Source organism: Sphingobacterium alkalisoli, assembly GCF_005049105.1.
Classification (GTDB): Bacteria; Bacteroidota; Bacteroidia; order Sphingobacteriales; family Sphingobacteriaceae; genus Sphingobacterium; species Sphingobacterium alkalisoli.
On the sequence record NZ_SUKA01000008.1, the window covers coordinates 188,913 to 215,328 of the forward strand.

Annotated in this window: 19 protein-coding genes, 1 tRNA gene and 1 rRNA gene; 9 read left to right on the top strand and 12 right to left on the bottom strand. The window is 38.1% G+C overall.

Features of this window, described 5'->3' with window-relative positions; genetic code table 11:
- The first annotated feature begins 55 nt into the window (after positions 1-55).
- On the top strand, positions 56-403 hold the full coding sequence (locus FAZ19_RS20930; protein WP_136822712.1) for a winged helix-turn-helix transcriptional regulator: 348 nt from the start codon (positions 56-58) through the stop codon (positions 401-403).
- Between the two features lie 69 nt (positions 404-472).
- On the opposite strand, the gene FAZ19_RS20935 is transcribed toward FAZ19_RS20930, so the two are convergent.
- Positions 473-1,270, bottom strand: a complete 798-nt coding sequence (locus FAZ19_RS20935; RefSeq protein WP_136822713.1) for an alpha/beta hydrolase — start codon at positions 1,268-1,270, stop codon at positions 473-475.
- 458 nt (positions 1,271-1,728) lie between these two features.
- Positions 1,729-1,802, bottom strand: a tRNA-Pro gene (locus FAZ19_RS20940).
- 260 nt (positions 1,803-2,062) lie between these two features.
- On the opposite strand from FAZ19_RS20940, the gene FAZ19_RS20945 reads away from it, so the two are divergent.
- The 6 genes from FAZ19_RS20945 (at position 2,063) to FAZ19_RS20970 (ending at position 6,448) form a co-directional block, all read left to right on the top strand.
- Positions 2,063-2,968, top strand: coding sequence for a hypothetical protein (locus FAZ19_RS20945; RefSeq protein WP_136822714.1), 906 nt, complete (start codon positions 2,063-2,065; stop codon positions 2,966-2,968).
- A gap of 215 nt (positions 2,969-3,183) precedes the next feature.
- Positions 3,184-4,158 (top strand): PLP-dependent cysteine synthase family protein, encoded by a 975-nt coding sequence (locus FAZ19_RS20950; protein ID WP_169305730.1) that lies wholly within the window; start codon positions 3,184-3,186, stop codon positions 4,156-4,158.
- Positions 4,159-4,170: 12 nt separating this feature from the next.
- Positions 4,171-5,220 (top strand): DUF6695 family protein, encoded by a 1,050-nt coding sequence (locus tag FAZ19_RS20955; RefSeq protein WP_136822716.1) that lies wholly within the window; start codon positions 4,171-4,173, stop codon positions 5,218-5,220.
- Positions 5,221-5,232: 12 nt separating this feature from the next.
- Entirely contained in the window at positions 5,233-5,601 is a 369-nt protein-coding gene (gene panD, locus FAZ19_RS20960; RefSeq protein WP_136822717.1) for an aspartate 1-decarboxylase, read from the top strand.
- 129 nt (positions 5,602-5,730) lie between these two features.
- Entirely contained in the window at positions 5,731-6,120 is a 390-nt protein-coding gene (locus FAZ19_RS20965) for a group III truncated hemoglobin (protein ID WP_136822718.1), read from the top strand.
- A 22-nt stretch (positions 6,121-6,142) separates the two neighbouring features.
- Positions 6,143-6,448 carry a Smr/MutS family protein gene (locus FAZ19_RS20970; protein ID WP_136822719.1) on the top strand — a complete coding sequence of 102 codons (306 nt, stop codon included), beginning with the start codon at positions 6,143-6,145 and terminating at the stop codon, positions 6,446-6,448.
- Between the two features lie 120 nt (positions 6,449-6,568).
- On the opposite strand, the gene FAZ19_RS20975 is transcribed toward FAZ19_RS20970, so the two are convergent.
- The 3 genes from FAZ19_RS20975 to glmS all read right to left on the bottom strand — a co-directional run bounded on the left by FAZ19_RS20975 (position 6,569) and on the right by glmS (position 11,735).
- Entirely contained in the window at positions 6,569-7,570 is a 1,002-nt protein-coding gene (locus FAZ19_RS20975; protein WP_136822720.1) for a 3-keto-disaccharide hydrolase, read from the bottom strand.
- Between the two features lie 137 nt (positions 7,571-7,707).
- Positions 7,708-9,885: a DUF4954 family protein gene (locus tag FAZ19_RS20980; protein ID WP_229707653.1), complete on the bottom strand. Its 2,178-nt coding sequence runs from the start codon at positions 9,883-9,885 to the stop codon at positions 7,708-7,710.
- Between the two features lie 8 nt (positions 9,886-9,893).
- Complete coding sequence (gene glmS / locus FAZ19_RS20985) at positions 9,894-11,735, bottom strand: glutamine--fructose-6-phosphate transaminase (isomerizing) (RefSeq protein ID WP_136822722.1); 1,842 nt, start codon at positions 11,733-11,735, stop codon at positions 9,894-9,896.
- A gap of 220 nt (positions 11,736-11,955) precedes the next feature.
- Between glmS and FAZ19_RS20990 the strand changes: the two genes are divergently transcribed.
- Positions 11,956-13,914 (top strand): DUF3857 domain-containing protein, encoded by a 1,959-nt coding sequence (locus FAZ19_RS20990; protein WP_136822723.1) that lies wholly within the window; start codon positions 11,956-11,958, stop codon positions 13,912-13,914.
- Positions 13,915-14,006: 92 nt separating this feature from the next.
- Here the strand turns inward: FAZ19_RS20990 and FAZ19_RS20995 are convergent, their stop codons facing one another.
- Positions 14,007-14,507: a hypothetical protein gene (locus FAZ19_RS20995; protein ID WP_136822724.1), complete on the bottom strand. Its 501-nt coding sequence runs from the start codon at positions 14,505-14,507 to the stop codon at positions 14,007-14,009.
- A gap of 323 nt (positions 14,508-14,830) precedes the next feature.
- On the opposite strand from FAZ19_RS20995, the gene carB reads away from it, so the two are divergent.
- Positions 14,831-17,650: a carbamoyl-phosphate synthase large subunit gene (gene carB / locus FAZ19_RS21000; protein WP_136822725.1), complete on the top strand. Its 2,820-nt coding sequence runs from the start codon at positions 14,831-14,833 to the stop codon at positions 17,648-17,650.
- Positions 17,651-17,682: 32 nt separating this feature from the next.
- Here carB and FAZ19_RS21005 read toward each other — a convergent pair whose 3' ends face one another.
- The 6 genes from FAZ19_RS21005 to rrf all read right to left on the bottom strand — a co-directional run.
- Positions 17,683-18,759: a formylglycine-generating enzyme family protein gene (locus FAZ19_RS21005; RefSeq protein WP_136822726.1), complete on the bottom strand. Its 1,077-nt coding sequence runs from the start codon at positions 18,757-18,759 to the stop codon at positions 17,683-17,685.
- Positions 18,760-18,828: 69 nt separating this feature from the next.
- Positions 18,829-20,250, bottom strand: coding sequence for a Gfo/Idh/MocA family protein (locus FAZ19_RS21010; protein WP_136822727.1), 1,422 nt, complete (start codon positions 20,248-20,250; stop codon positions 18,829-18,831).
- A gap of 274 nt (positions 20,251-20,524) precedes the next feature.
- Entirely contained in the window at positions 20,525-21,832 is a 1,308-nt protein-coding gene (locus tag FAZ19_RS21015) for a TolC family protein (protein WP_136822728.1), read from the bottom strand.
- A gap of 1 nt (position 21,833) precedes the next feature.
- On the bottom strand, positions 21,834-24,911 hold the full coding sequence (locus FAZ19_RS21020) for an efflux RND transporter permease subunit (protein WP_136822729.1): 3,078 nt from the start codon (positions 24,909-24,911) through the stop codon (positions 21,834-21,836).
- 6 nt (positions 24,912-24,917) lie between these two features.
- On the bottom strand, positions 24,918-25,982 hold the full coding sequence (locus tag FAZ19_RS21025) for an efflux RND transporter periplasmic adaptor subunit (protein ID WP_136822730.1): 1,065 nt from the start codon (positions 25,980-25,982) through the stop codon (positions 24,918-24,920).
- A gap of 348 nt (positions 25,983-26,330) precedes the next feature.
- Positions 26,331-26,416: ribosomal RNA gene (gene rrf, locus FAZ19_RS21030) — 5S ribosomal RNA — on the bottom strand; the annotation flags it as partial.

The following is a 26,416-nucleotide window of genomic DNA, read 5'->3' on the forward strand; positions in this document are numbered from 1 at the left end:
AAAACTAAGTATAGTACTTTATCTTTGCAATAACGGTCAAAATTGATAGTAACAGATGTATAGTATAGACGACAAGCAATACCCTTGCAGCACAAGCCTCACGATGAAGTATATAGGAGGTAAATGGAAAGCGGTAATTCTTATTCATTTAATCGAAAAAAAACGATACAGTGAACTAAGAAAACAATGTAAAGTTATTACAGAGCGAACATTAAGCTTACAGTTAAAAGAACTAGAAGAAGACGGTTTAGTTACACGTACCGTTCACACGAGCAAACCACCGTTAAAAGTAGAATATGAGCTAACAGAATTTGGCACAACGCTCATTCCTTTGCTCAAAGCTATTGCCCAATGGGGAACGGAAACCGCTGAAAAAAATAGGCGAATAAAAGTGGTGGAATAATACAAAAAATCGGCTTATCTTTAAAAGATAAGCCTTTGACCAACGGCTACCATTAAGACTCCTGCTATTTTATCCATCTCCATTAAAGAAGTTACTTATATGAAATAGGTGTGTATTTGCAGCTTTAGACCAATATTCTGCATTATGCTCGCCAGAACGTTCTTCATAAATATGCGAAATACTGAGCTCCATAAGTTTTTGATGAAGTTCTCTATTCTGCTTAATAAGAAAATCGGTTATTCCGCAGCTGATGAGAATTTTTTGTTTTGAATTTTTTAGGTGGTTTATTTGAGAATCGGCAGTATAATTTGCCCAAGACTCATTGTTTTCGCCCAGTAATTTTTGCACGCCATACTCTTTTCCATAATTCGTAAAGTCTATAGCACCACAAATACTACCAATAGCTTCGAAAACAGTTTGGTGTCTTGCTCCAATATATAACGCGCCGTGTCCACCCATACTCCATCCCATAATTGCAGTTTTTGACGTATCCGTGATATAACACTTGTCTATATAGGAAACGAGTTCATTTGCAATAAAAGTTTCATATTTTGAGCTGGTTGTTTCACTGTCAATATACCAACTGTCATAATTTCCATCAGGTAAAATAAATAAAGTTTGCATTTCCTGGCTTAAATGAAGTAATGAAGGAATGTCCTCTTTTATTGTTCTTTCAGGATAGCCACTATATCCGTGCAAAATATATACACTAGGAATATTCTTTCTGATATTTTGATCAGGGCTTATTACTAACGTTTTAATATTTTTCTGCATTGAAGGGCTATATACGTTTAAAGTATCTACTTTCTGCGAGAAAGAGTGATTAGCTATACTTAAAACAACCAGAAGAATTATTAAATTTCTCATTTTATATATGTTTAAAATTAATTTAGCCAAAGTTACCCTGTCTATTTTCTTAAAACGTATACATATGTTGAGAGAATAGAATTATTTAAGCAAGTCTTTTTTTTCTACTTAATTGCGTTGGAGTAATTCCTAAATAGGATGATATTTGATGTTGTTTCAGTCTGTTTTGAAGGTGTGTATTGTCTTCTATGAATTTCTGATATCTAATTTTTGCAGTCTTGTATTTAAATCAATTTCCAAAGGTTCTTTATCAACAACCCAATTTTTTTCCAAATAGCTGATGTAAAAAAAGATATTTCTGGATAGAGAACCATTAAATCTTTGTAAGCTTTTTTTGGGTACACGAAATCTGTAAAGTTTTTTCAGGACGAGACACCCTAAAGCCTCCTGCGAATCGAACCTCGGTTCTCATTCTGCCACAAACAAAAAAGTCCGACTTTCGTCAGACTTTTTTTTTGTCGGGGTGGCAGGATTCGAACCTACGACCTCCACATCCCAAATGTGGCGCGATACCGGGCTACGCTACACCCCGAAAAGGTATCTCCTTTAAAGTGATGCAAATATAAGAAGCTTTTTTTAATTATCAGTATGAATATTAAACATAAATCACAACTCGCTGATTTTTTGAAAGATATTTTGAAATAAAGATCTTTACATAAGGAGATTGGTGAGCGGATTACCATATTTCCAAAATTGCGTACACATTACACCTGGCGAAATACTGTTTCTTAAAACCAGTGTTTCTTAAAATTTTACGTATATTAGTAGATATTGCATCTTTTTAAATATGTTATGAAGTTTAATACTACTATAATTATCGCAACAGCACTACTTGCATTCGCTTCCTGCCAAAATGACAACAAGAATAAGAGCAGCGCAAATTCTGAATATTTAGATACCCCCTCTACCACAGAAGAATATACATTAACCAAAGTGGATCAGTATGAGGATTATCTACTTGCATTGGATACGACTGATATCAATAGTATGACAAAAGCCACGAATAAATTCACCGAAATTTTCTCAAAAGACGATAGTGTGCAAAATGACGAGGCTATATTAAAATTCCTAGCCTATCAAGAGAAAGTGGAGTTGAATGGAAATGAAAAAATAATAGACGAACGCGAAGACTACTCGTCACTGGTCGATGTAGAGTATAACAACAAAAAAATACCGAACGAGTTGAGCGCTTTTCACAAGCAAATAAATCAGAATGGATTTAGAATAGAACAGTCTGAAGGTATGTATTATATAAAATCTAGTCCGGCATACATAGAACAAAATTTTTACCGATACGCTTCGCCGACTATGGAAATATACTTAAGACAGTTGGCGAAAGAAAATATCGAAGGCTTTGCTGCCGACGGTGCCATTATTATTCCGTTCGAAACATTTGTTCAACGTACAGTATGGTGGGAGGATTTCAGCCAATCTGTTACCAATCCAGCTATTCGATCCAAGGCTCTTGAGAAATATAAATCTTACTTATTGTTTTTAACTGTGGGAATGAACAATACACCCGCCATAAATTACGAAAATAAAGCGGAAGAATACTTCGTCAATGCGTATACTTATCTAGAAGAAGTGCACCCCACTTCTGACACATTTACAACGCTTAGACCTTATATCAATTTAATAAAAGGAAATAAAATAGCAGAAGCTAGAAAGATGGCTCTTCAAATGATAAAATCGGAATAACACTTCAAATGTGACCGTCCACTACAAAACATACGCTGGCATTCAGATACGAATCTCTTCCTCTGTCTACGGTTATCTTTAAGTGTTATTAAACAAAAACGGGTTCAGATGGTTATATTAGGACAGCTCATACAAACAATTCGCATAACGATAGACGATTAATAGAGTTTTTGCGTTAAATATTAAGACAAAATAAAAAAAGGAGAAAAGATATTTTGACAAGTGATTTTATAGGCAACACACCTATCCGGAGATGCGACTACCTGTCTTCAAAGTATAATACAAACATATTCATTAAAGAAGAATTCCATAATCCAGGCATGTCCTCAAAGGACAGACCTGCACTTTTCATGATAGAAGAGGCTATTCGCAAGGGAAAAATAGAACCTGGAGGCACCTTTGTAGAAGCAAGTAGTGGTAATACGGGGTACGGTCTAGCCATGATCGCAAGAGAAATGGGATATGCATCCAAAATTTTCGTTTCAAAATCCTGTTCTTCCGAAAAAGTAGAAATATTAAAATCTGTGGGTGCTGCTGTAGAAATCTGTGAAAATTCCAATGGTTTACATGATTTTTATTCCACTCAGTTTAGAGCTCAATCCTACGCCGCCAACAATAGTAACTGTTATTTTACAAACCAGTACTATAATTCCTCAAATATAAAAGCCCATTACAAAACCACTGGCCCAGAGATCTGGCAACAAATGAAAGGTGAAGTGACGCATTTTATTGCTGGAATCGGAACCGGAGGAACCATATCGGGGGTAGGGAGATTCTTGAAAGAGAAAAACAAAAATATCAATATATGGGGATTAGAGCCTACTGGATCCATTTTATCCCATTTCCTAACGTACCGAACATTACCAACGGAATACGAAAAATTTGAACCTATAGAAGGAATAGGCAGAACATTCATCCCTGGATCGCTAGATATCAATTGTGTAGATAAAATTTTTCAAATCGGTATAGCGGATAGCAAGTCTGCTGCACAGGAATATAAAAATGCGACCGGATTTTTAATTGGATTCTCCAGTGCTGCGCTAGTGGCGATGCTCGAGGCACATATCAATAGTTTAGCTTTCAAACAAACCGACATAATAGTTGTATTATTCCCAGATCATGGTAGCCGATACATGTCAAAGCTTTATTCGAAAAATGAAATAGTAAATGAAAAATCTAAAGTTATTTAATAACTACGTTGCATGAACCTATTTGAAGACATAGCTATTCCTCTCTCTTGGCCTGATCAAACAGCTCGAGGTGACGAAGCTTGGATGGGATTTTTTAAGAAGATCGGTATTGTTAAAAACTTGAATTTCAAAGTCGGACATGCTGCAATTCTCTTAATAGAAAGACATAGTGGCAATATTCACTATTATGACTTCGGGCGCTACATCACTCCACGCGGTTATGGAAGAGCACGCTCATCCGAATTCGATCCCCGCTTAGCCGTACATACCAAGGCGCGATGGGATGCGAAGAATAATCTCCAAAATTTGGAAGAAATTTTATATGAGCTTTCAAAAAACGAAAAACACACACATGGAGGCGGAAGACTGTACTGCAGTGTTGCACAAGGCATAAACTTTAAAAATGCACGATCGTATGCAGATGATCTAGTAAACGAAGGGCCGTTATTATATGGTGCTTTAGCACCCCAAAACAACAGCTGCTCACGGTATGTCGCACAAATATTAACAAAAGGCATGAACCGGCGCGACCTACGTATTAAATCTATCTTGTATCCAGAGTGTTTGAAAGCCAGCCCCACAAGCAATGTTGTCAACGCTAATAAAAACGACAAAATATTTGTATATCACAAGGGTACGTTAACCCCGATAACAATGAGCCGTAAGGAATCGTTACTATTTCAGGTAGACCTTCTAAAAGATAGCTTATATACCAAGAGAGCCCTAAAGATCAAAGACGATTCAAGGCCTGGGTTAATGGATGAACCCGATAGACCATTACACATTCCGCAGAGTGCGACATGGCTAGGAGGAATTGGCGAAGGGGTATGGCTAGATCTGAAACGCGACGAAGATACATATGAAGTGGTCCGATATCACCACTCCGGAGAAGTGGACTATAAAGTGCCTGTTATTTGCAACCAGCAGATCGATTTAGAGAAAGCCTATACATTTACTTTTCACTTTAAATATGACTATTACAATGTTTTGCAGGATAACAACATCTATCTTTTCAAATCACTGTATATTACCGAACAAACAGCAAAAAACAAAGCAATATAAAAATTACATAAAATGGAATTAACATTATTAAAAGCTAAAATCCACACCGTAAAAGTCACTGAGGCAAATGTTACATATAATGGCTCTATTACAATAGATGCAGATCTACTCGATGCCGCAGGCATTAAAAAGTATGAACAAGTGTATATTAACAATGCTGTATCGGGAAGTCGAATTATGACATATGTGATCCCAGGCACGCGAGGAAGCGGAGAAGTATGCATGAATGGCGGCGCAGCACTGCATGCTAGCGTAGGCGATACAGTACATATCTTATCCTTTATCAATATGTCCCCAGAGGAGGCGGAAACTTATCAACCAACATTGGTTTTCACCGAAGGAAATAATCAGATAAAATCTGTTGAGAAGTACAATTATTAGAAATATGAGATAAGGAGGGTTATTCTAATCCAATAACTCTCCAGATTTCTTTCAGCCTAAATTAAAACATTCAATTGACAGAGGACGGCTTATTATTTCCGATATTTACATTTACTAATTGCGAGGGCTATGAAAGATATTGAACGCTTAGATGACATCAAAATGCTCGTTGACACATTTTACACGAACATTCGAAACGATGATATGCTTGGTATTATTTTTAAGCAAAATATTCAGGATCGTTGGCCACAGCATCTCGATAAAATGTACCGATTTTGGCAAACTATTTTGTTGGAAGAATACACGTATGATGGCCGCCCCTTTCCTCCACATGCTCACTTACCTATTGGTGAAGTACATTTTAACCGATGGCTTGATCTCTTCAACAACACGATAGACGGGCTTTTTTCAGGAACCAAAACAGAAGAAGCTAAATGGCGAGCAAAAAAAATGGCGACGATGTTTCAGCACAAATTAGCCTACATTCAAAACAATCCCGATAAACCGATATTACTGTAGACAGAACGTGTAATTTTGTAAAATGGCGAGAGAATTACGAAGACCTTCTAAAATTGTCGATTTACATGCTGACACCTTTTTAGCAGATTGGGAAGACTATGATGCAGACGAATTACTAGCAGAATCCGTAGAATTGTTACGGGAAGTACTAGACGCCGCTATCTACTGGGAATACACTGAAATCCGATTTATTCACGGAAAGGGAAAGGGTATTCTTCGCAAAGAAGTATACAAAGAATTGGAATTTTATAAAAATTCAGGAGCCATAGCATCGTACCACCCTTCGTACCAAAATGAAGACATTGTTGTCGTTCATATTGGATTATAGATCAATACATTTAATCCAATGTCGATATACGCTCTACGCGCACTTTTTTATTTCCAATTATTGCCCTTGACATATTAGCGCAACAACTGGAAATATTTAATTTCTGACGAAACAGTAAAATTACTGCGCTGGTGTAATACTTATTTTACGGAATTCGATAGGTCCGTGGTCTCCCTGTAAATAGATAGGGCCTGGTTCCCCTTCCCTACTATCTAACGCACCTCCTGTAATACCGGGTATCTCTTGGTTGCTGATAATAGTTTTTCCATTTGATACGATCGTCACCAATCTTCCAATCAATGTTATTTCGTAAGTCTGCCACTCGTTAGGGCCCAACGTAGTCATTTCATTGGGTGCAAGAAATCCATAAACACCGCCGAAGTAAAGCGATCCGGGATGTTTATCTTTTGGTGAATCTTCAATTTGTACTTCGTATCTTCCGCGAAGGTAAATGCCCGAATTACTTCCTTCCGGATAACGAAACTCTACATTTAACTTGAAATCGTCAAACTTTTGCGTTGTTATTAAATTTGCTCCTGCTTGGAGATTCGTCAACACACCTTCTTTTACAACCCACTGATTATCATCTGTAGACGCCGTCCAACCCGTTAGATCCACTCCATTAAACAAGTGAATAGGCTCTCCCCAAACAGGGGCATTTGCACGTACCAAATATGGCGCTTTATCACCTGTGAAGGTGTATTTTTCCCCTTTATTTGTCGTGACCGTACCTCTTAACTTTACTCCGTCCAGTCTTCCTTCAATCACAAAATCACCTTCGCCACCTTCCCATTGCGGAGGAATGGAAAAAGAAAACTTACCATCTACTAATTCTATATGAGAGATAGGTCTGTTGCTCCCACTATCGCCTACATAAGCTCCTACCAATGTATTAAAACCAGATAGTTTAATCTCTAACCAAGAGGGAACCTCATCCCCATTTTTATCTACGGTCAAATCCCATCTTCCAATTAGATCTTTAGACTCTTCAGGTATAGTTTGCGCCGCGGGGTTATGTATTTCTTCGGATTCTTTCTGATTAGAAGAATTCGTATTACATGAGATTACGCCTACCGTTAACAGACAAAGAATTATACCACTACCTAAATATTTCTTGAGCATATTGATGTTTTTATTTTAAGTAAATTAATAACGCATCTACAAATTTATCATTTTCGACGATTTCTAGCCTAGAAACTGAGTTGATTTTTTTATTTAGTTGGGTGAATTAGCACAGGCCAGTCATGCCGGCCTTCACTTTACAATTTAATCTGTTTAATTTGATTTTCGAGCATCGCTAACTCATCCGCCTGTTGATTGATAAATGCATTATCGCTCAGCTTACCTACTACTTTATCCATCTCTTCTTCCGAGTCATACACCATCTTACGGAATTGATTTTCATAATCCTTGGATCGCGATTTAAAAATTTCTTTATTGATCCACTTTTTAGTTTCAAGTGTTTTCTTCATTAGGTTATTAATAAAACTCCTGTCCCACTGACCCGTGGAAAGATTCTCTAATTCCGCATAAGAAATCATAGCATGCTTAAATTTCTCAAGCGGATAGCTCGTACTTAATTTATGATAGCACTCGTGAATTTCATCCCAAGAATTGCATTGACCGGATTTAATCTCTTTCAGTAAAAGATCTAAATCTCTTTTTAATACCAATTGAGAGCCTAGGTTGACAAACTCCTCCCGGTTTGAATCCGATAAATCTGACAACAATTCTTCTAGCTTTTCAATGGAATGTTCAGAAAGATAATTCACAAGCATCACACCAGCATAATAAGTAATCATCCGCTTATACACCGAATAACTTTCCTTAGCCTTCGCAACGAGCACTTTCCTTTTTGACGCTTCTGCATTATCCAATACGATTTCATATTGAAGACGCACCAAAGGATCTATCAGATGTTCTCTCCCTTTTTCCGTACAAAATTGATCGGTTTGGTCTGATGTCTGTATCAAAGATTTCCCGACAGCAGATTCTAATTCCTTGAGCGCCGAGAATATTTCATTTACCGTATCAGGAGCCAAAATATCATACTCTAAATATTGATTTTTCAACTGCCGTTTATCCCGATTCAAAAACTTACTCGTATTGCGCATCAAAGCATACATGTTGTAAAGGAACCAATACCCAGGTATGATGACTACTTGATCATTAGCTACATCATGACTCACTAGAGAAAATGGCATCCTAATATCTAATTCATGCAAGAAATCGCCTTTTACAATTAATGTATACGACGCAAACCTGGAATTGTGCTTTAAGCTGACGCATAAGCCAGGCCAAAACCCTCTTCCAGCAATAATCTCTCCATCAGCTCCTCTCGAATTATGGTTTGATCCTACTGTTGCGCCCGCCGCCATATTACTTTGTCCCTTCACCAACGCAGCACAAAGGAAAGAATTGTTATGATGTTGCTCGTGAGCAGGGAACAACAAAGAATTAAGCACCTCACAGCATGAGATAGTAGAATTGTCGCCCAAGAAAGAGTTAATTAGCCGTGCTCCATATTTTAATTGCGAAAATGAAGAAAGAATAAAACGTACAGCTTTGACACCATAAAAAACCCGACACCCGTACCCGATTATTCCGTTCACTAGTTCACATCCTTCTCCTATTTGTGTATAAGCTCCCTCTATTGAATTGATCGTTAAATTTTTAAGCTTATTGACACCTTTAATATAAGCATGGCTGCCAATTTTCACATCCTTAATGATATTGGAATTTTTGATTACAGTGCGATTCCCAATCATACTGTAAAACCCTCTTCTCTCGCTAAACTGATTTTCGGTAATTTCTAAAAAACGCTGTTGCAATACATCGTCTCCTCTAAATCGGGTGCAAAGATAAGCATCCGCAGCTTGCATTCCTTCAAAAGGAACGACAGAACGTCCACCATTTTCATTGCACAATTCTAAAACGATACGCTGGTTCTCCGATTCGCCTTCCTTTACGATGCCATTACCAAATTTGGCAGTGGGGCTCGTTTCCATTTCATTGACAGAAGATAGAATCACTTCATTTCCCAGTATAAAATGAGATAAGTAACGAACGTGATGGATAGCAACATCATTACCAATATCGCTACTGATAATCTGGCTATTATATATTCCAATCGGTAACTGTAAGTCTCGAAACGCGATAAACGACGGAGACATATTACCAATGCGAACGAGTCCGTAAAATTTCGAATTTTGAATCTGTTCGGGAATAAATTGGTCTGTAACATGTACATCCTTCCAATTTGGCGAATAGTTTCCATTATGAACGAGAATAGCTATTTCTGCAGAAGTAAGATGACGGTAATCATTCGAATTGAGCTGATGTTCAAATCGTCGGGTGTACTCATTTTCTCCCTCACGTAGATATTCGCGATCGACAAAATCATAACCTAAACCTGTTAAGTTACTTTTCTTAAACATTCCCATTTCTATTCTACTGTTACCGATTTAGCTAGATTACGTGGTTTATCAACATCCAAGTCTCTTTCTACGCCAATATAATAAGCGAGCAACTGCATAGGAATTACAGATAACAATGGGGCGATGATCTCATCCGCTGCCGGAACAACCATTGTATCTTCTGCCAATTCCAATGTTGTCATATCCCCGAATGATGCCACGGCAATCAAACGGCCTTTACGCGCTTTGATCTCCTGCATGTTACTTACTATTTTCTCATGATAGGAATCTTTTGTCGCAATAAATACAACAGGTAATGTTAAATCCACCAAAGCTATAGGTCCATGTTTCATTTCGGCAGCAGGATAGCCTTCCGCATGGATATAAGAGATTTCTTTCAATTTCAAAGCCCCTTCTAGCGCAATTGGAAAATTATATCCTCTACCCAAGAATAAAAAATCATTTGCATCCTTATACTTTGTTGCTATGGTCTTAATATTTTCCAATTCATTTTCTAAAATCCACTGTACTTTCTGAGGAACGGCATTTAGCTCATGAAGTAGGTGCACGTATCGTTCTTCTGAAATGGTATTTTTTAGTTTTGCTAGTTTGAGCGCAAACAGTTGCAATACGGCTAGCTGAGCTGTAAAAGCTTTGGTGCTCGCTACACCTATTTCCGGACCAGCGTGTGTATAGGCCCCCGCATCAGAGATCCGAGCGATTGATGATCCCACTACGTTGACAAGTCCAAAAATCGTAGCCCCTTGTTTTTTTGCATTTTCCAAAGCCACTAGTGTATCCGCTGTTTCCCCGCTCTGGGAAATAGCAATAATAACATCTTCTGAGGTGATAATTGGGTTTCGATACCTAAATTCAGAAGCGTATTCCACCTCAACATTTACCCTACATAATTCTTCTATAATATATTCCGCCAGCAAACCTGCATGCCAACTCGTACCACACGCTACAATGATAATACGACGGGCTGCTAACAATTTATCTTTGATACTGTCCAGCCCGCTGAGCAAAATTGTATTGTGCTCCACATCCAGTCTTCCGCGAAAGGAATCATAAATGGTTTTCGGTTGCTCAAAGATTTCCTTTAACATGAAGTGATCATATCCTCCTTTTTCAATAGCAGCTAGATCAAGATCCAACTTTTGAACAAAAGGAGTTACGCGCTCATTACCTAAATTTTTTAAGATTAACTCGTCTGGCTTAACAATGGCCAATTCATAGTCATTTATGTAAACTACTTCTTTCGTATATGCCAGCATTGGCGAAGCATCAGACCCCAAAAAATGTTCGTGATCACCAATACCAATTACTAAAGGAGAACCCTTACGGGCAGCGATAATGGTGTCTGGAAGGTCTTTATCGATCAAAAGAATAACATAAGCACCTGTCACGCGTTTTAAGGCTATTCGTACCGCTTCCTCTAGCGTACAGTTATTATTGAGTTGGATATCTTCAATAAAATTTACAAGTACTTCAGAGTCCGTGTCACTTTTAAACTGGTAACCTTTCTTCACTAATTCCGTTTTTAGCGAAGCATAATTTTCGATGATGCCGTTATGAATCATCGCAATGTTTTCTGACTTAGAATAATGCGGATGCGCATTTCTATCACTCGGTTCACCATGTGTCGCCCATCTCGTGTGCCCTATACCTACTGTAGAGGTCAAATCTTGATTCTTAACAGATTCTTCAAGAGCAGCGACTTTACCTTCCTTCTTAAAAACGTTAATCTTGTTAGCCGACCATAAGGCAACACCTGCACTATCATACCCTCTATATTCTAACTTCTTTAAGCCATCAACAATTATCGGATAAGCTTGCTTGCTACCTACGTAGCCTACTATTCCACACATAAGTTTAATTTTAATTAATAGGAGGATCAAATATATGTAAAAAATTAAATACACAATCGATTGTGGTGTTAATTATTCCTAAATATTCAAGCTGTAATTATCACAATTCAGGTACTTAACATTTTTTTTAACACAAGAATAATTTGCACTTAATTTTGAAAACACTTATCTTTAGACAGCCGTAAATTTATTTATTAACCTCTTTATAATTTATACACTCATGCTCCGCATAATTATTTTAACAATCCTTTTTAGTACTGTTTCTATTAGCTTCTCGCAAGACTTTTCATTTGGAAAAATTAGTCTTACCGATTTTGAAAATTTGATTGACTCCACTGCAGAAGCAGTAGTTTTAAGAGAATACGGCAAAGGAGGCATCGAACTATCTCACCAAGGTGAACTCATCCTACGCTATTATTATCACACAAAAATTCAGATTTTAAAAAATGAAGGGCTTGATAAAGCCAATTTTTCGATACCCCTTTATCGATCCGGAAATCAGAAAGAAATTATCGAATCAATCAAAGGCGCAACTTACAATATGATGAATGGAAAAATAGAGGAAACAGACTTACCAAAAAGCAGCATCATTACCGAAAAAACATCCGACAATTTTAACACGTCGAAGATCGCATTCCCTAATGTAAGGGAAGGGTCCATCATCGAACTTAGATATAGCGTGCAGTCGCCTTTCTTATATAATTTAGAATCATGGAGTTTCCAATCTGACATTCCCAAAATATATTCCGAATTTGTAACAGAAATACCGGAAATATGTGTCTATAATGTGAGCTTAAAAGGAGGATATGGTTTAACAAAGCGAAAACAGGAGTCCTATGACACGAAAATGGAGTCATCAGTAGGGGTAATAAATGGCCAGAAAACTTATTATATCATGGAAAATGTTCCAGCTTTTGTGGAAGAAGATTACATGACATCTGCCGAAAACTACAAATCTATCCTCACGTTTGAACTAGCGCGGTATAGTATTCCATTTGGACCATCTCATAATTTTTCCAGATCGTGGGAAGATGTACAAAAGCAATTGTTAGAATCGGATAATTTTGGTAGAGAAGTACGCAAAAAAAACATCTTTAAATCCGACTTATTAGCTCAGATAACCGATAAAACCTTATCAGATTTAGAGAACGCTATAAAAGTCTACACCTATGTTCAAAAGCAGATTATATGGGATAAGTCTGATGGAATGTTTACCAAAAACGGCCTAAAGGATGCGTTAGAAAAACGTTCAGGAAATGCCGCCGATATCAATCTAAGCTTAGTTAATGCATTACAAGCCATTAATATCCAAGCTTCTCCAGTTATTCTGTCTACCAGAAGTAACGGAATGCCGTCGTTTACACACCCTACCATTAGCAATTACAATTATGTGATTGCACACGCGATAATCGACAGTATAGAGTATCTTCTGGATGCCACGGATGCAAACCTGCCCTTTGGGTTAATACCACTGCGCTGCATTAACTTTCAAGGCAGATTAATCAGCAAAGACTATTCGGATTGGATACAGCTAAAATCGAACTATACATCATCCATTTCTCATATATTCAACGGAGAGCTTTCGGAAGATGGCCAGCTGAAAGGTGCTTTTCAAATCCATAGATACGGATATGCTGCTCTCAATAAAAGAAATGAGCTCAAAGAATTTAACTCACTAGAGGAATACTTTGAAAAATTAGAAGAAAAAACAGGGAACATTCGGTTTCTGAAAAACGCTATGGAAAATATAGATAAATCAGACTTATATCTAATTGAAAATTTTGAAATCGAAGTGGATAATTTTGCTACACCAAGCAATACAGGAATACAGTTTAATCCACTTTTTATTGGTAAAACAATCAAGAATCCATTTAATTTAGATAGCAGAAGCTATCCAGTTGATTTAGGTTCAAAATTAGAGGAAAGCTTTCAATTCGTGATTAAATTACCAGAGTCTTATAGATTGGTCGAAAAACCAAAGAACGTAAATATGAGTTTACCGAACAGGGATGCTCGTTACATTTATAAGATCAATAACCACGACAATACCTTAGAAATACAGATTCTATCGCAGCTTAACAAACCTATGTTTTTGCCAGACGAATACTTGTCTCTGAAAGAATTCTTTTCTAGAATCATACAATCCCAAAAGCTGGACATCAATCTTCAGAAGATTTAATGTCGAATATTCCTTCAAAAAATAAACACTTTTCACAGTAAAAGCCGCTTTAAGCGGCTTTTACTGTGAAATAACTAATCTCGCTAATACTATTAGAAGGTATAACGAGCCGTCACTCCTCCATTCGCATAAAAACCATCTCGGTAATCATACCCATTAACAACGTGAATTGTTGGACGAATATCTGCCGAAAAGGCAAAAGGTGCATTTTTTAATTTGTAATCCACACCGCCGGTTGGGTAAATACCTAAATTGAAACCGCCATCCAAATCATCATTGTTTACAAAAGTATTGGAAAGAGTAGCTCCACCTCCTACAAACCACTTAAAACCTGCAATATTTCCAATGGGAAAATGATGTTGGTATGTTCCAGAAAAAGCAGCGCTCGTATAACGGTTACCACCAACTTTATCCGTATCAAAGCCCAAATCAAACTCTAACGCGCCAGGTTGTGTAATAAATGTCTTAAATGCCACGGCTGCTACATCATAGTATCCGGATCCTAGGCGAATACCGATGGAATTTTTGTAATCCTGAGCAAAGGAACTACCAATAAAGAGGACTGCTGCTAGTAGTAAAGTAATTTTTTTCATAAATATTCATTTAAATTTAAACGTATTAAATAGGTGATTCGCAAAAACCATACCACGTATTTCAATAAATTTCGGGAAAATATAAATTTTGTAGAAAGTGAGATGTATAGGTGACGACATGAATTACGCGTAACCAGCATAATGTTTCCATTTTTTTTATCTTGAAATGATACGATCTTTTAAAATTTTATTAATTTATCAAATAAAAAGTATAACTTTGCACTCCGACAAAGCAGTCGGAATACTCCTCTTTTTAAGGCATTTTTCATTGCTTTGTCTAGTTACTACAAATTCGTATTTTAACTTTTTGAATTAGAAAAATAATGCCAAGAAACACCTCCATTAACTCCGTATTAATTATAGGATCCGGCCCTATTGTAATCGGACAAGCGTGTGAATTTGATTATTCAGGGTCTCAAGCCGCTCTTTCTCTAAAAGAAGAAGGCATTAGAGTTTCCATCATTAATTCCAATCCTGCAACTATCATGACTGACAACGTTGTTGCAGATCATGTGTATTTATTACCGCTTACTTGCGAGAGTATCGAACAAATCCTTCAAGAACAACAGATTGATGCTGTATTGCCTACTATGGGTGGTCAAACTGCACTGAACTTATGTATTGAAGCGTCGAACCTTGGTCTTTGGGAAAAATACAATGTTAAGGTAATTGGTGTTGATGTGGCAGCCATAGAGAAAACAGAAAACCGTGAAGAATTCCGTCAACTCATGGTTGATATTGGTGTAGGTGTAGCCCCTTCAAAAATTGCCAATTCTTTCCTTGAAGGGAAAGAAGCCGCGCAAGAGATTGGTTTCCCACTGGTTATCCGCCCTTCTTACACGCTAGCAGGCACAGGAGGTGGATTCGTACACAGAAAAGAAGACTTTGATGCGGCGCTGAATAGAGGTTTACATGCTTCGCCAACGCATGAGGTATTGGTTGAACAAGCTGTATTAGGCTGGAAAGAATTCGAATTAGAGTTATTGCGTGACACCAATGACAACGTCATTATCATCTGTACGATAGAAAATTTTGATCCAATGGGTATTCATACCGGTGACTCCATAACTGTGGCGCCGGGTATGACACTCTCTGATAAGTGTTACCAAGATATGCGTAATCAAGCGATCAAAATGATGCGTTCTATTGGTAATTTTGCGGGAGGATGTAATGTCCAATTTTCCGTAAATCCGGAAAATGAAGATATAATCGCAATTGAGATTAATCCACGTGTTTCACGTTCTTCTGCTCTCGCTTCTAAAGCAACAGGCTATCCAATTGCTAAAATTGCAGCTAAATTGGCTATAGGATACAATTTGGATGAGCTTCAGAATCAAATTACAAAAACAACTTCCGCATATTTCGAGCCTACGTTAGATTATGTAATCGTAAAAGTTCCACGTTTTAACTTTGATAAATTCAAAGGTGCAAATAAAGAATTGGGATTACAGATGAAAGCAGTTGGAGAAGTGATGGCAATAGGCCGTACATTCATCGAAGCTTTACAGAAAGCGGCCCAATCACTGGAAACAGGTCGCTGGGGATTAGGAGCTGACGGTCGTCAATTGCGCAATCTGGATGAGATAATGTACAGCTTAGAGCACCCAAGTGCAGATCGCTTATTCCATATCAAAGATGCTTTTGAATTAGGAGTTCCACTAGAATCTATCCGGAAAGCTACTTTAATTGACAAGTGGTTTTTAGTTCAAATTCAAGAACTGGTTGCATTGGAGACTGAATTGCGTCGCTACCAATTAAATAATATTCCTCGTGATTTCTTTATGACCTTAAAACAAAAAGGTTATTCAGACGCACAAATTTCTTGGATCTTAGGTAACGTTACGGAAGACCAAGTTTACGATCGTCGTAAAGAACTGGGTATAAACCGTGTGTATAAAATGGTTGATACCTGTGCTGCAGAATTTCCAGCACAAACACCATATTATTATTCTACTTTCGAAGATGAAAATGAATCAATAGTTTCTGATAAAAAGAAAATTGTCGTATTGGGATCCGGTCCAAATCGTATCGGACAAGGGATTGAATTTGACTACTCTTGTGTACACGGTCTACTGGCAGCTAAAGAATGTGGTTTTGAAGCTATCATGGTAAACTGTAACCCAGAAACTGTTTCAACAGATTTCAATATGGCCGATAAATTATATTTTGAACCGGTATTTTGGGAGCATGTCCGTGAAATCATTGAATTAGAGAAACCTGTAGGTGTGATCGTTCAATTAGGAGGACAGACCGCTTTAAAAATGGCCGAACGTTTAGAAGAATTTGGCGTTAAAATAATCGGCACTTCGTTTTCAGACATGGATTTAGCCGAAGACCGTGGTCGCTTCTCTGATTTATTAAAAGAACTAAACATTCCTTATCCGAAATATGGTGTCGCCACTTCCGCGGAGGAAGCCATTCGCGTAGCAAATGAAGTGGGTTACCCTGTATTAGTACGTCCTTCTTATGTATTAGGTGGTCAAGGAATGAGTATCGTCATTAATGACGAAGACTTAGAGAAAGCGGTAGTCAACCTCCTTAAGAGTCTTCCCGGAAACCAAATCTTAATTGACCATTTCCTAGATCGTGCAGAAGAAGCAGAGTCTGATTCTATAAGTGATGGGGAAGATGTCCATATTATCGGCATGATGGAGCACATCGAGCCTGCAGGAATACACTCGGGAGATTCATCCGCAGTATTACCTCCCTTTAGTCTGTCAGACCATGTACAAGCTAAAATGGAGGAATATTCAGTAAAATTAGCACAGGCATTAAATGTTAGAGGTTTATTGAATATTCAATTCGCCATCAAAAATGAAAATGTATACGTTATAGAAGCTAACCCACGTGCTTCACGTACCGTCCCTTTCATTGCTAAAGCATATGATGTACCATACATCAACATCGCGACCAAAGTAATGTTAGGAGAAAATAAATTAAAAGATTTCAAAATTGAACGGAAACTGGAAGGCTGGGCAATCAAAGAGCCAGTATTCTCTTTCTCTAAATTCCCTGAAGTCGACAAACAATTAGGTCCCGAAATGAAATCTACAGGTGAAGCGATACGCTTTATCAAAGATTTGCAAGACCCTTATTTCAGAGAACTAGTATCAAAGAAATCCATGTTCTTAAATGCACAATAAAATAAAAGAAGCCCGCAACTAGCGGGCTTCTTTTATTTTATATCTTTTACGCATCTAAAACCAACGTTGTTCGTCGGACTATTTACCTCTCCTTTCCCTCTGCTACCTGCCTTATATCGCTCACAATACTGATCATTACATAAGAAGGAGCCTCCCCGCTGTACACGCTTTACAGTTCCGGGCTCCTGTGGATCATAAGCCTCAGCAGGGCCTCTGGGATTCAGCTTAGGACTGTTTGCATAATAATCTGGGCGATACAGGTCAGCACACCATTCCCAAACATTTCCTTCCATATCATATAATCCAAAAGCGTTTGCTGGAAAAGATTTTACTGGAGCGGTAATTTCATACCCATCTTCTTTCGTATTATGCGTTGGGAAATCTCCTTGGTATATATTGGCCAACCACTTCCCATTTTCTTTCTTGTCACTTCCCCAATAATAGGTTTCGTATTGATGCTTCCCTGCTTTTGCTGCATATTCCCACTCTGCTTCTGTTGGAAGTCGTTTACCCACCCACTTCGCATATGCCTCCGCATCCTGATACGCAAGCTGGGTAACAGGGTGGCTTTCTTTTCCTGTTATAGAACTCTTAGGTCCTTCTGGATGTCTCCAATTGGCGTCGGGAATATATTCCCACCACTGTAAGTGATTATTCAATCCTTGGATATTCTTAGGCGCACAGAAAACGGCAGAACCCGGAACCAACATTCTCGGATCAACACCAGGAAAATCTGCTGGATCCAAGGGTCTTTCAGCTAAAGTAACATATCCGGTAGCTTCTACAAAAGCTCTAAATTGTGCATTGGTAACTTCGTGTTCATCCATCCAAAAAGAGCTGAGTTCTACGTTGTGCAGAGGTTGTGCATCATCGAAACTAGTGGAGCCCATTTTAAATTCTCCGGCCGGAATCAGTATCATTTTTGCGTTATCATCGCCGGAAATATAGGTAAGAGAGTCTTCCGATATGCGGGAAAATCGATTTGGAATAACACTAGCACATGTAACTGCGCTATCCAATTCGTTTGCATTAGCAGCCTTTTCTGATGGACTTATATTACATCCAAATAGAATCAAAAAAGGAAGACCTGCGTAAAATAGTGCTTTCATTCCTAAAAATAAGTAAAACCAATGAAAAAGCCCAACAAAAATGCTGGGCTCGACATACATATAGCTATACTAGACGTCTAATTGCTTTCCATCTTTTTCAACTTTAGGACGAATTTTAGTGTTTCCACCACCATTCAATGTAAGATCTACCGGTGTATTGGATCTCCAAGCGCCCTTTGTAAAATCTGGGAAGGTAACTGTTTTACAATTTTTACCTACAGATTCTACACTCAAAGGAACAATTGCACTCCATGCTGCTGCATCATAAACATCTTGATCCAAGGGTAAACCATTACGCAAACAATCAATTAATCGCCAGTCCATCATGAAATCCATCCCTCCGTGACCACCTACTTTCTTAGCCTGTTCTCCAATGAACTTCACTAGCTCGGGTGTGTATTTTTCGCGTAACTCTTCTACTTTTTCTTCTGGCAAGAATGAATGTCCATTTTTGTGACTCTTTAGTGAGATTCCTTGTGTTGGATATTTCTCTGCAAAGCCTTTCGTTCCACTTAACAAGTGAATTCTAGAATAAGGCCGTGGAGAAGTAACATCATGTTGAATCATGATTGTTTTTCCTTTTTCTGTTCGGATCAACGTGGTATTCATATTACCACGAAATTTTTTACCAACAAATTGTTGAAATGTAGCATCTTTAGCGGCCAATTCGCGCGCTGTATCAGCCATATGAAAATCATTAGTCTGCATGGCGACCAATGAAGTCATTACATCGCCGCGATTGATATTCATGCATTGCGCAACTGGACCTATACCATGTGTAGGATATAAATTTCCGTTGAAACGAATATTCTCTTTTAACCTCCAGAAATCATCGTAATAAGTCTTGCTAAAATTTAGATCCAATAAATCGTGAATATAAGCACCTTCTGCGTGAATAATATCTCCAAATAGACCTTCTCTAGACATTTTCAACGTCAACATTTCGAAGAAATCATAACAACAGTTCTCCAGCATCATGCAGTGCTTTTTTGTCGATTCCGACACTTTCACAACCTCCCAACAGTCTTTCACAGACAATGCAATAGGAACTTCACAGGCTACGTGGGCACCTGATTTCATACCATCAATCGCCATCACCGTATGTAAATCCCAAGGAGTACAAATATATAATAAATCTATTTCGACTTCTTTCAACATCGTTTGCCAACCATTGTCTCCTGAAAAGCCTTGAGGTTTAGTAAAACCTTTTTCAGTTACAAAATTTTGATGCTTTGTAACACGATCTTCATGACGGTCACACAATGCGACAATCTCTACTCCTTCAATATAAGTATAGCGATCTACCGCACCGGTACCGCGATTTCCTAAACCCACAAAAGCGACGCGCACTTTGTCTAGTTTAGGAGCTCTGTATCCTGACATATTAAATCTCGGAGCCGCATGCACCTCCATACCAATCGAAGGCAACGTAATTGCCACACTTGAAAGTAAGGATACTTTCTTAATAAAATCTCTTCTATCTGAACTCATATTTCAATTTTAAGGAACTTGCAATCAAAAACATTAAAGGGGACAAACGCCCCCTCTAAAATCACCTATTTTAAAACAAACTAAACAGTCTATTAAGGAATAACCAATTTTTTATATTTTAAGGCTATCGGTTATCAATAAGCTACTTATCCGCTTATCTATCACAATAATAATCCTAAAAAATTATAATAAAAAATAAAACACAAACGCAAACGTTTGTTCAAATTACGAAACCGTTTGTGTAACCAGCTGATTACAAATAAGATTAAAAGGACTATAGCGCTATCTGTCCAATAAGCTCTTTTATCGCTACTTCTGATAATTTCGCCTGCAACTTCGCAGAATTAAACCGCGATACCGCATTAATAAAGTTTTCCTGAGCATCTCTAAATTCAACAGTACTAATGCTGCCAATTCGATATTTCTCGAGGGTTATATGTAGGTTCTGTCTTGCGATGTTTTCGTTCTTTTCCTCTAGTACAACCAAAGCTATATTAGTTTGATAGGTTTGATACGCAGTAGCTATTGAAGTCTCAACAAGAAGCTTTTGCTGTCTTATTAACAGATCGGCATTATCAACTTGAATCTTAGCAATGCGTTCATTTCGACGCTGATTAAATCCGTCAAAGATATTAATAGACGCGGTTATGCCATATGTCAGTCCTCTGCCAGTAGAACTGGATACAAAACCTAAACTGGATTCAGATTCTGAAAAGTTGTAGCCGGTGTTTAATCTAACCGTAGGATAGCGATTCGCCTGTACATTTTTCAATTCCAGTTCAGCGATCCTTTTGTTAATTGCTATAATCTGCAAATCCAGATTTTGCGTACTTGCTTGGTCAAATAATGTAGCAAGTTGCAAGCTCTCATCAAACTCAAATTCCTCTACTGTAACGAAGTCTATCAACAGATCCCGAGCCAAGAGACTATTCAGGTTTATTTTCAGGTTTTTTACTACGTCAGCTTGCCGCAATCGATTCGATTCATCTGTATTTAAATTCACCTGCACATTCAAAACCTCCAATCGGGAAACTTTGCCAATAGAAAACCTGTTCTCGGCTATCTCTAGTCTCTCTTTGGAAATAATGATACTAGAATCTATTGCATTCAACAAATTTTGCTGTTCCACAAGGGTATAATATGTTGCAATGACATCAGAAACACGCGTTATTACCACCTGCTTAAACTGAAAATCCCCTTGCTTTTCCAATTCCTTCAGTTGATCATATCTTGAAAACATCCCTAAACCATCAAAAATAGTCCACCCTATACTCACACCATAATTCATGTTATTATTTTTGGCATTATTTAAAGAGCGGGTATCTCCGGTAGCTTGTACCTGCGTTGAATTTTGAAGACTATTATTTTGGGTGAAATTGCCTGTAACCGAAGGTAGCATCCCTGCATTCCCGTAAGAAACATTCTGTTGGGCAATTAAAAAATCATTTTTAGAAAGCCGTATATCGTAATTATTTTCTAATGCTATTTCTACAGCTTCCTTTATCATCAAAACTTCCTGTCCTTTCAATCCCAAAGATTGAATAAAAAAAAACAAAAATATGAAGCTTACAATTCTATTCATCTTAATCTTCTATATTATCAAATTCAGGTCGATGTATTCTCTTTCTAGACATTAATAAATAAAATGCAGGAATAACAAAAAGTGTTAAAATCAACGAGAACAAGGTACCACCTACAATAACGACCCCCATACCGATTCTACTTGTGGAGGCCGCACCCAATGATAAAGCAATAGGCAATGCGCCTAAGGCGATAGTCAACGAAGTCATTAATATTGGTCGTAACCGAGATTCCGAGGCTTGCAATACGGCATTATATTTATCCAAACCTTCTTCGCGTAGCTGATTGGCAAACTCTACAATCAAAACCCCATTCTTTGTGACCAATCCGATCAACATAATAGTCCCGATTTGGCTAAAAATATTCCAAGATTGACCAAAAAGCCATAGTGAAAATAAGGCTCCAGCTACTGCCATAGGAACTGTAAGCAGAATAATAATAGGATCAACGAAACTTTCGAATTGTGCTGCAAGAATCAAAAATATTAATAATACCGCAAGTCCAAACGCAAACGTTGTATTCGAACCACTTTCTACAAAATCTCGAGACTCACCCCCTAAATCTGTTGTGAAATTGGCATCCAACACTTTTTCTTTAACGGCATCCATAGCTTCTATACCTTCTCCCATACTTCTCCCCGGTGCTAGTCCCGCCGAAACAGTGGCAGACATATAGCGGTTATTATGGTATAGCTGTGGTGGACTGCTTCTTTCCTCTATTTCTACTATATTATCTAGTTGAATTAGTTGGCCATTGCTATTTTTTACAAAAATAGCAGCTAGGTCTGTAGGCGTGGATCGATCCTCTCTGTCAAATTGACCCATGACCTGGTACTGTTTACCATTCATCATAAAGTAACCGAACCGTTGTCCAGAAAGAGACAGTTGTAATGTCTGAGCTACATCCAAGACAGAAACACCTAGCGACTGCGCTTTGTCCCTATCAATGGTAACGTATACTTCCGGCTTGTTAAACTTCAAATTAACATCGACTATGGAAAACGTACGATCTTTGGACAATTCTTCCATAAATTCCGGAATTTTCTTTTCAAGTTGCTCAAAATTGGGTGCTTGAATAATATACTGTATGGGTAGCCCTCCCCTCCTGTTAACCGAAATTGTAGGTTGCTGCGACACAGAAACCCGCGCTTCAGAGTACGGTCTCGTAATACGAGACACATCATCCGCAATTTCACCTTGCGAACGTGCTCGCTCATTTGGCTGTACTAGCCCAAGCCTGACGATGCCGCTATTTGAAGAAGCCGAACCGAAACCAGGTGATGTAATCACCAAGCTTACTTTTCTTTCGGGCACAGAATCATTAATAAGAAGTGTTAAATCTGTCATGAAACGATCCATATAGTCGTATGAAACTCCTTCGGGGGCAGTTACTCTAAGGCTAATATAACTTCTGTCGTCATAAGGGGCAGTTTCCTTTGGCAATAGTTGAAAAAATAGATAGATGAGTAAAAAACAACCTACAATCACAGCCATACTTAACCACTTAATTTTCAAGAAATGGCGAAGGGAATTGGTGTATTCCTTATTCATCATCTCGAAATAGCGCTCAGTCCGTACATAAAACTTAGACTGTTTCTGTTCGCCACCTTTCATTAAATATGCATTTAACATAGGCGTCAATGTTAGCGAGACAAAAGCGGAAATTAGCACTGCAGAACCTATTACAATTCCAAATTCGCGAAACAATCGACCGACAAACCCTTCCAAAAAAACAACAGGTAAAAAAACTGCTGCCAGCGTAATGGAAATCGAGATAACCGCAAAAAATATTTCATTAGAACCTTTTATTGCCGCTTGAATGGGGGACATTCCTTCTTCCACTTTCTTAAAAATATTTTCTGTGACCACGATCCCATCATCTACGACCAACCCTGTAGCTAATACAATGGCCAATAGTGTCAGTACGTTAATTGAGAAACCACATAAGTACATGATAAAAAAAGTCGCAATGAGCGAGACGGGAATATCTACCAATGGACGAAACGCAATAGACCAATTTCGGAAAAATAGGAATATAATTAGGATAACCAGTGTGACCGAAATTAGAAGGGTTTCAACGACTTCAAATATTGCTTTTTTCACAAAAAGTGTATTATCGATGGCGACATTCAAATCGAACCCTTCTGGCAAATCATTCTCCAGCTTTTCAAATTCTGTATAGAAACTATTTGCAATATCTAAATAATTGGTACCCGGCTGCGGAATAATGGCTAAACTGACCATTGGGAATCCGGAGTCTGACATCTTAGTTTCAAAGTTTTCCGCTTCTAGGGCAGCATTGCCGATATCACTTAGCCGCACAATCCTATCCCCATCCGATCGCACTATAATATTATTGAATTCCTCTTCATTCGCTAAATTACCAATTGTCTTCACTGCCAGCTCGGTATTCAGTCCTGTCAATTTACCAGAAGGTAACTCTACATTCTGTGCATTAAGTGCATCTCTTACATCCAAAATTGTAAAACCATAGGAAGCTAGACGTACTGGATCTATCCACAAACGCATCGCATATTTCCTCTGACCCCAAATTTGCACGGAACTTACTCCCGGTATGGTCTGCAATCGTTGCGCAATAACATTTTCGGCGTAATCAGATAGTTCAAGCACATTTTTTGTAGAACTTTGGACCGTCATTATAATAATAGGTTCGGAATCCGCATCAGCTTTTGAGACTACAGGTGGCGCATCGATATCCTGAGGTAACCGACGTTGAGCTTCTGAGACCTTATCTCGAACATCATTGGCAGCTGCTTCTAAGTCTTTACCGAGATTAAACTCAATAGTAATATTACTTGAACCTTGATTACTAGAAGAAGAAATATTTCGAATACCATCAATTGCGTTTATAGCTTTTTCAAGAGGTTCCGTTATCTGCGATTCTATAATCTCAGCGTTGGCACCCGTATAATTCGTTCGCACGGAAATCTGAGCTGGATCTATAGAAGGATACTCTCGAACACCTAAAAAAACGTATCCTATAATGCCAAATAAAATGAGCATTAAATTTAACACAATGGTTAATACCGGCCTTTTAATACTTAACGTAGATAAACTCATATCTGATTATCGTAAAGTAACTTGAACAGGGCTCCCATCTCGTAAGGACATCACGCCCGATGTAAGCACGGTATCCCCTTCTTGAATTCCTGATAAAATCAACACATCTTCTTTCGTTCTTGCCCCTGTCTCTACAAGAGATTCGAACGCCTTCCCATTTTTCAGAAGAAATATCTTTTTACCATTTTGTATAGGAATCAGTGCTTCCGCGGGCACCAACAGGCCTCTCTCTATGGTTTCCAAAGGAAAAACAATGTTAGCAAATGTACCGGGAATTAAGCTTTGGGCGGAATTATCTGCAATCGCCTTTACCTGAAGCGTACGCGTGGCTGATTCCACAATAGGCTCAATAGCATAGATCATAGCTGTATGATCTTCTCTACTGCCTTGTATATTCAGTTTAATACTGCTATTATTTTTAACCATTTGGACATATTTCTCCGGAATGGAAAACAGAACTTTTACCCTATCTGTATTTACTAACTGAGCAACACTAGTGGTAGGAGTAATATAACTTCCTTTGGAAATATTCCTTAATCCGATCGTGCCCGAAAAAGGGGCTTTTATGACAGTCTTAGCCAGCTGAGCCTCTATTACTTGAATTTGAGCTTTTGCTGTGCGATAATCCGCGCTGGCAATATCATACTCTTCCTGGCTAATTGCTTCTTTTTCTAGCAGCAATTTAGCTCTTCTTGCATTTTCACCGGCCAAACTGTTTCGTGTAACTGCCTGCGAAAGTTCCGCTCTCAATTCCACATCATTAATCCGAATCAATACTTGTCCTGCTGACACACGACCTCCTTCTGAAAAGCTTATTGCTTCTACAATTCCAGAAATTTCAGGACGTATGTCTACTATTTCATTAGGTTCAATAGAACCGGAAAGCGACAAATGATCAGAAAAGGGCTTACCTTTTATTACTTTTCCATAAACTTTTGTTTGAATGCGACCTCCTGCAACATTGCCAGCACGTTCGCTATCATTTTTATCGTTTGTAGTTATTCGATATAAAACTAAACTTCCGACACCAAGGCCAATTAAAACTAGAAATATGATGGTCTTCCTTTTCATGTATACATAGGATTCAATAGAACATAAAACAGCAAAGAAAAATTTTAATCCGTATGCCGTTCATAAGTTTTGTGTGTAAAGTAGAAAAAAAACACACAACTTTATGTAATATTGTTATTATATAAAGTTAAGCCTATTTTTTCGTTATGTAGTCTGCGCTAAGCTATACAAAAGCTAAGAGGATAGTAGAAATTGTTGCGCTCTTACTTTTTATTCGGACGATATTGGGATATATTGTGAGTTCTGTTTTGTACCGAATTACAAAACGGAGCTGGGGATAGGGGGAAATATAGAAATATAGGTTACAAAAAAAAGCCCTTACTGTTTCCAGCAAGGGCTCTGTATAAAAAAAGGCACCGACCTACTCTCCCACCTGTTACGGCAATACCATCGGCTCTGGCGGGCTTGACTGCTCTGTTCGGAATGGGAAGAGG

What these genes read in the sequence shown, in the direction of transcription:
- FAZ19_RS20935 (WP_136822713.1), bottom strand. Translation starts at nt 1,270, where the DNA reads ATGAGAAATTTAATAATTCTTCTGGTTGTTTTAAGTATAGCTAATCAC.
- carB (WP_136822725.1), top strand. Translation starts at nt 14,831, where the DNA reads ATGCCAAGAAACACCTCCATTAACTCCGTATTAATTATAGGATCCGGC.
- FAZ19_RS20990 (WP_136822723.1), top strand. Translation starts at nt 11,956, where the DNA reads ATGCTCCGCATAATTATTTTAACAATCCTTTTTAGTACTGTTTCTATT.
- panD (WP_136822717.1), top strand. Translation starts at nt 5,233, where the DNA reads ATGGAATTAACATTATTAAAAGCTAAAATCCACACCGTAAAAGTCACT.
- FAZ19_RS20975 (WP_136822720.1), bottom strand. Translation starts at nt 7,570, where the DNA reads ATGCTCAAGAAATATTTAGGTAGTGGTATAATTCTTTGTCTGTTAACG.
- FAZ19_RS20965 (WP_136822718.1), top strand. Translation starts at nt 5,731, where the DNA reads ATGAAAGATATTGAACGCTTAGATGACATCAAAATGCTCGTTGACACA.
- FAZ19_RS20980 (WP_229707653.1), bottom strand. Translation starts at nt 9,885, where the DNA reads ATGTTTAAGAAAAGTAACTTAACAGGTTTAGGTTATGATTTTGTCGAT.
- FAZ19_RS21005 (WP_136822726.1), bottom strand. Translation starts at nt 18,759, where the DNA reads ATGAAAGCACTATTTTACGCAGGTCTTCCTTTTTTGATTCTATTTGGA.
- FAZ19_RS21010 (WP_136822727.1), bottom strand. Translation starts at nt 20,250, where the DNA reads ATGAGTTCAGATAGAAGAGATTTTATTAAGAAAGTATCCTTACTTTCA.
- FAZ19_RS20995 (WP_136822724.1), bottom strand. Translation starts at nt 14,507, where the DNA reads ATGAAAAAAATTACTTTACTACTAGCAGCAGTCCTCTTTATTGGTAGT.
- FAZ19_RS21025 (WP_136822730.1), bottom strand. Translation starts at nt 25,982, where the DNA reads ATGAAAAGGAAGACCATCATATTTCTAGTTTTAATTGGCCTTGGTGTC.
- FAZ19_RS20955 (WP_136822716.1), top strand. Translation starts at nt 4,171, where the DNA reads ATGAACCTATTTGAAGACATAGCTATTCCTCTCTCTTGGCCTGATCAA.
- FAZ19_RS20970 (WP_136822719.1), top strand. Translation starts at nt 6,143, where the DNA reads ATGGCGAGAGAATTACGAAGACCTTCTAAAATTGTCGATTTACATGCT.
- FAZ19_RS21015 (WP_136822728.1), bottom strand. Translation starts at nt 21,832, where the DNA reads ATGAATAGAATTGTAAGCTTCATATTTTTGTTTTTTTTTATTCAATCT.
- FAZ19_RS21020 (WP_136822729.1), bottom strand. Translation starts at nt 24,911, where the DNA reads ATGAGTTTATCTACGTTAAGTATTAAAAGGCCGGTATTAACCATTGTG.
- glmS (WP_136822722.1), bottom strand. Translation starts at nt 11,735, where the DNA reads ATGTGTGGAATAGTAGGCTACGTAGGTAGCAAGCAAGCTTATCCGATA.
- FAZ19_RS20930 (WP_136822712.1), top strand. Translation starts at nt 56, where the DNA reads ATGTATAGTATAGACGACAAGCAATACCCTTGCAGCACAAGCCTCACG.
- FAZ19_RS20945 (WP_136822714.1), top strand. Translation starts at nt 2,063, where the DNA reads ATGAAGTTTAATACTACTATAATTATCGCAACAGCACTACTTGCATTC.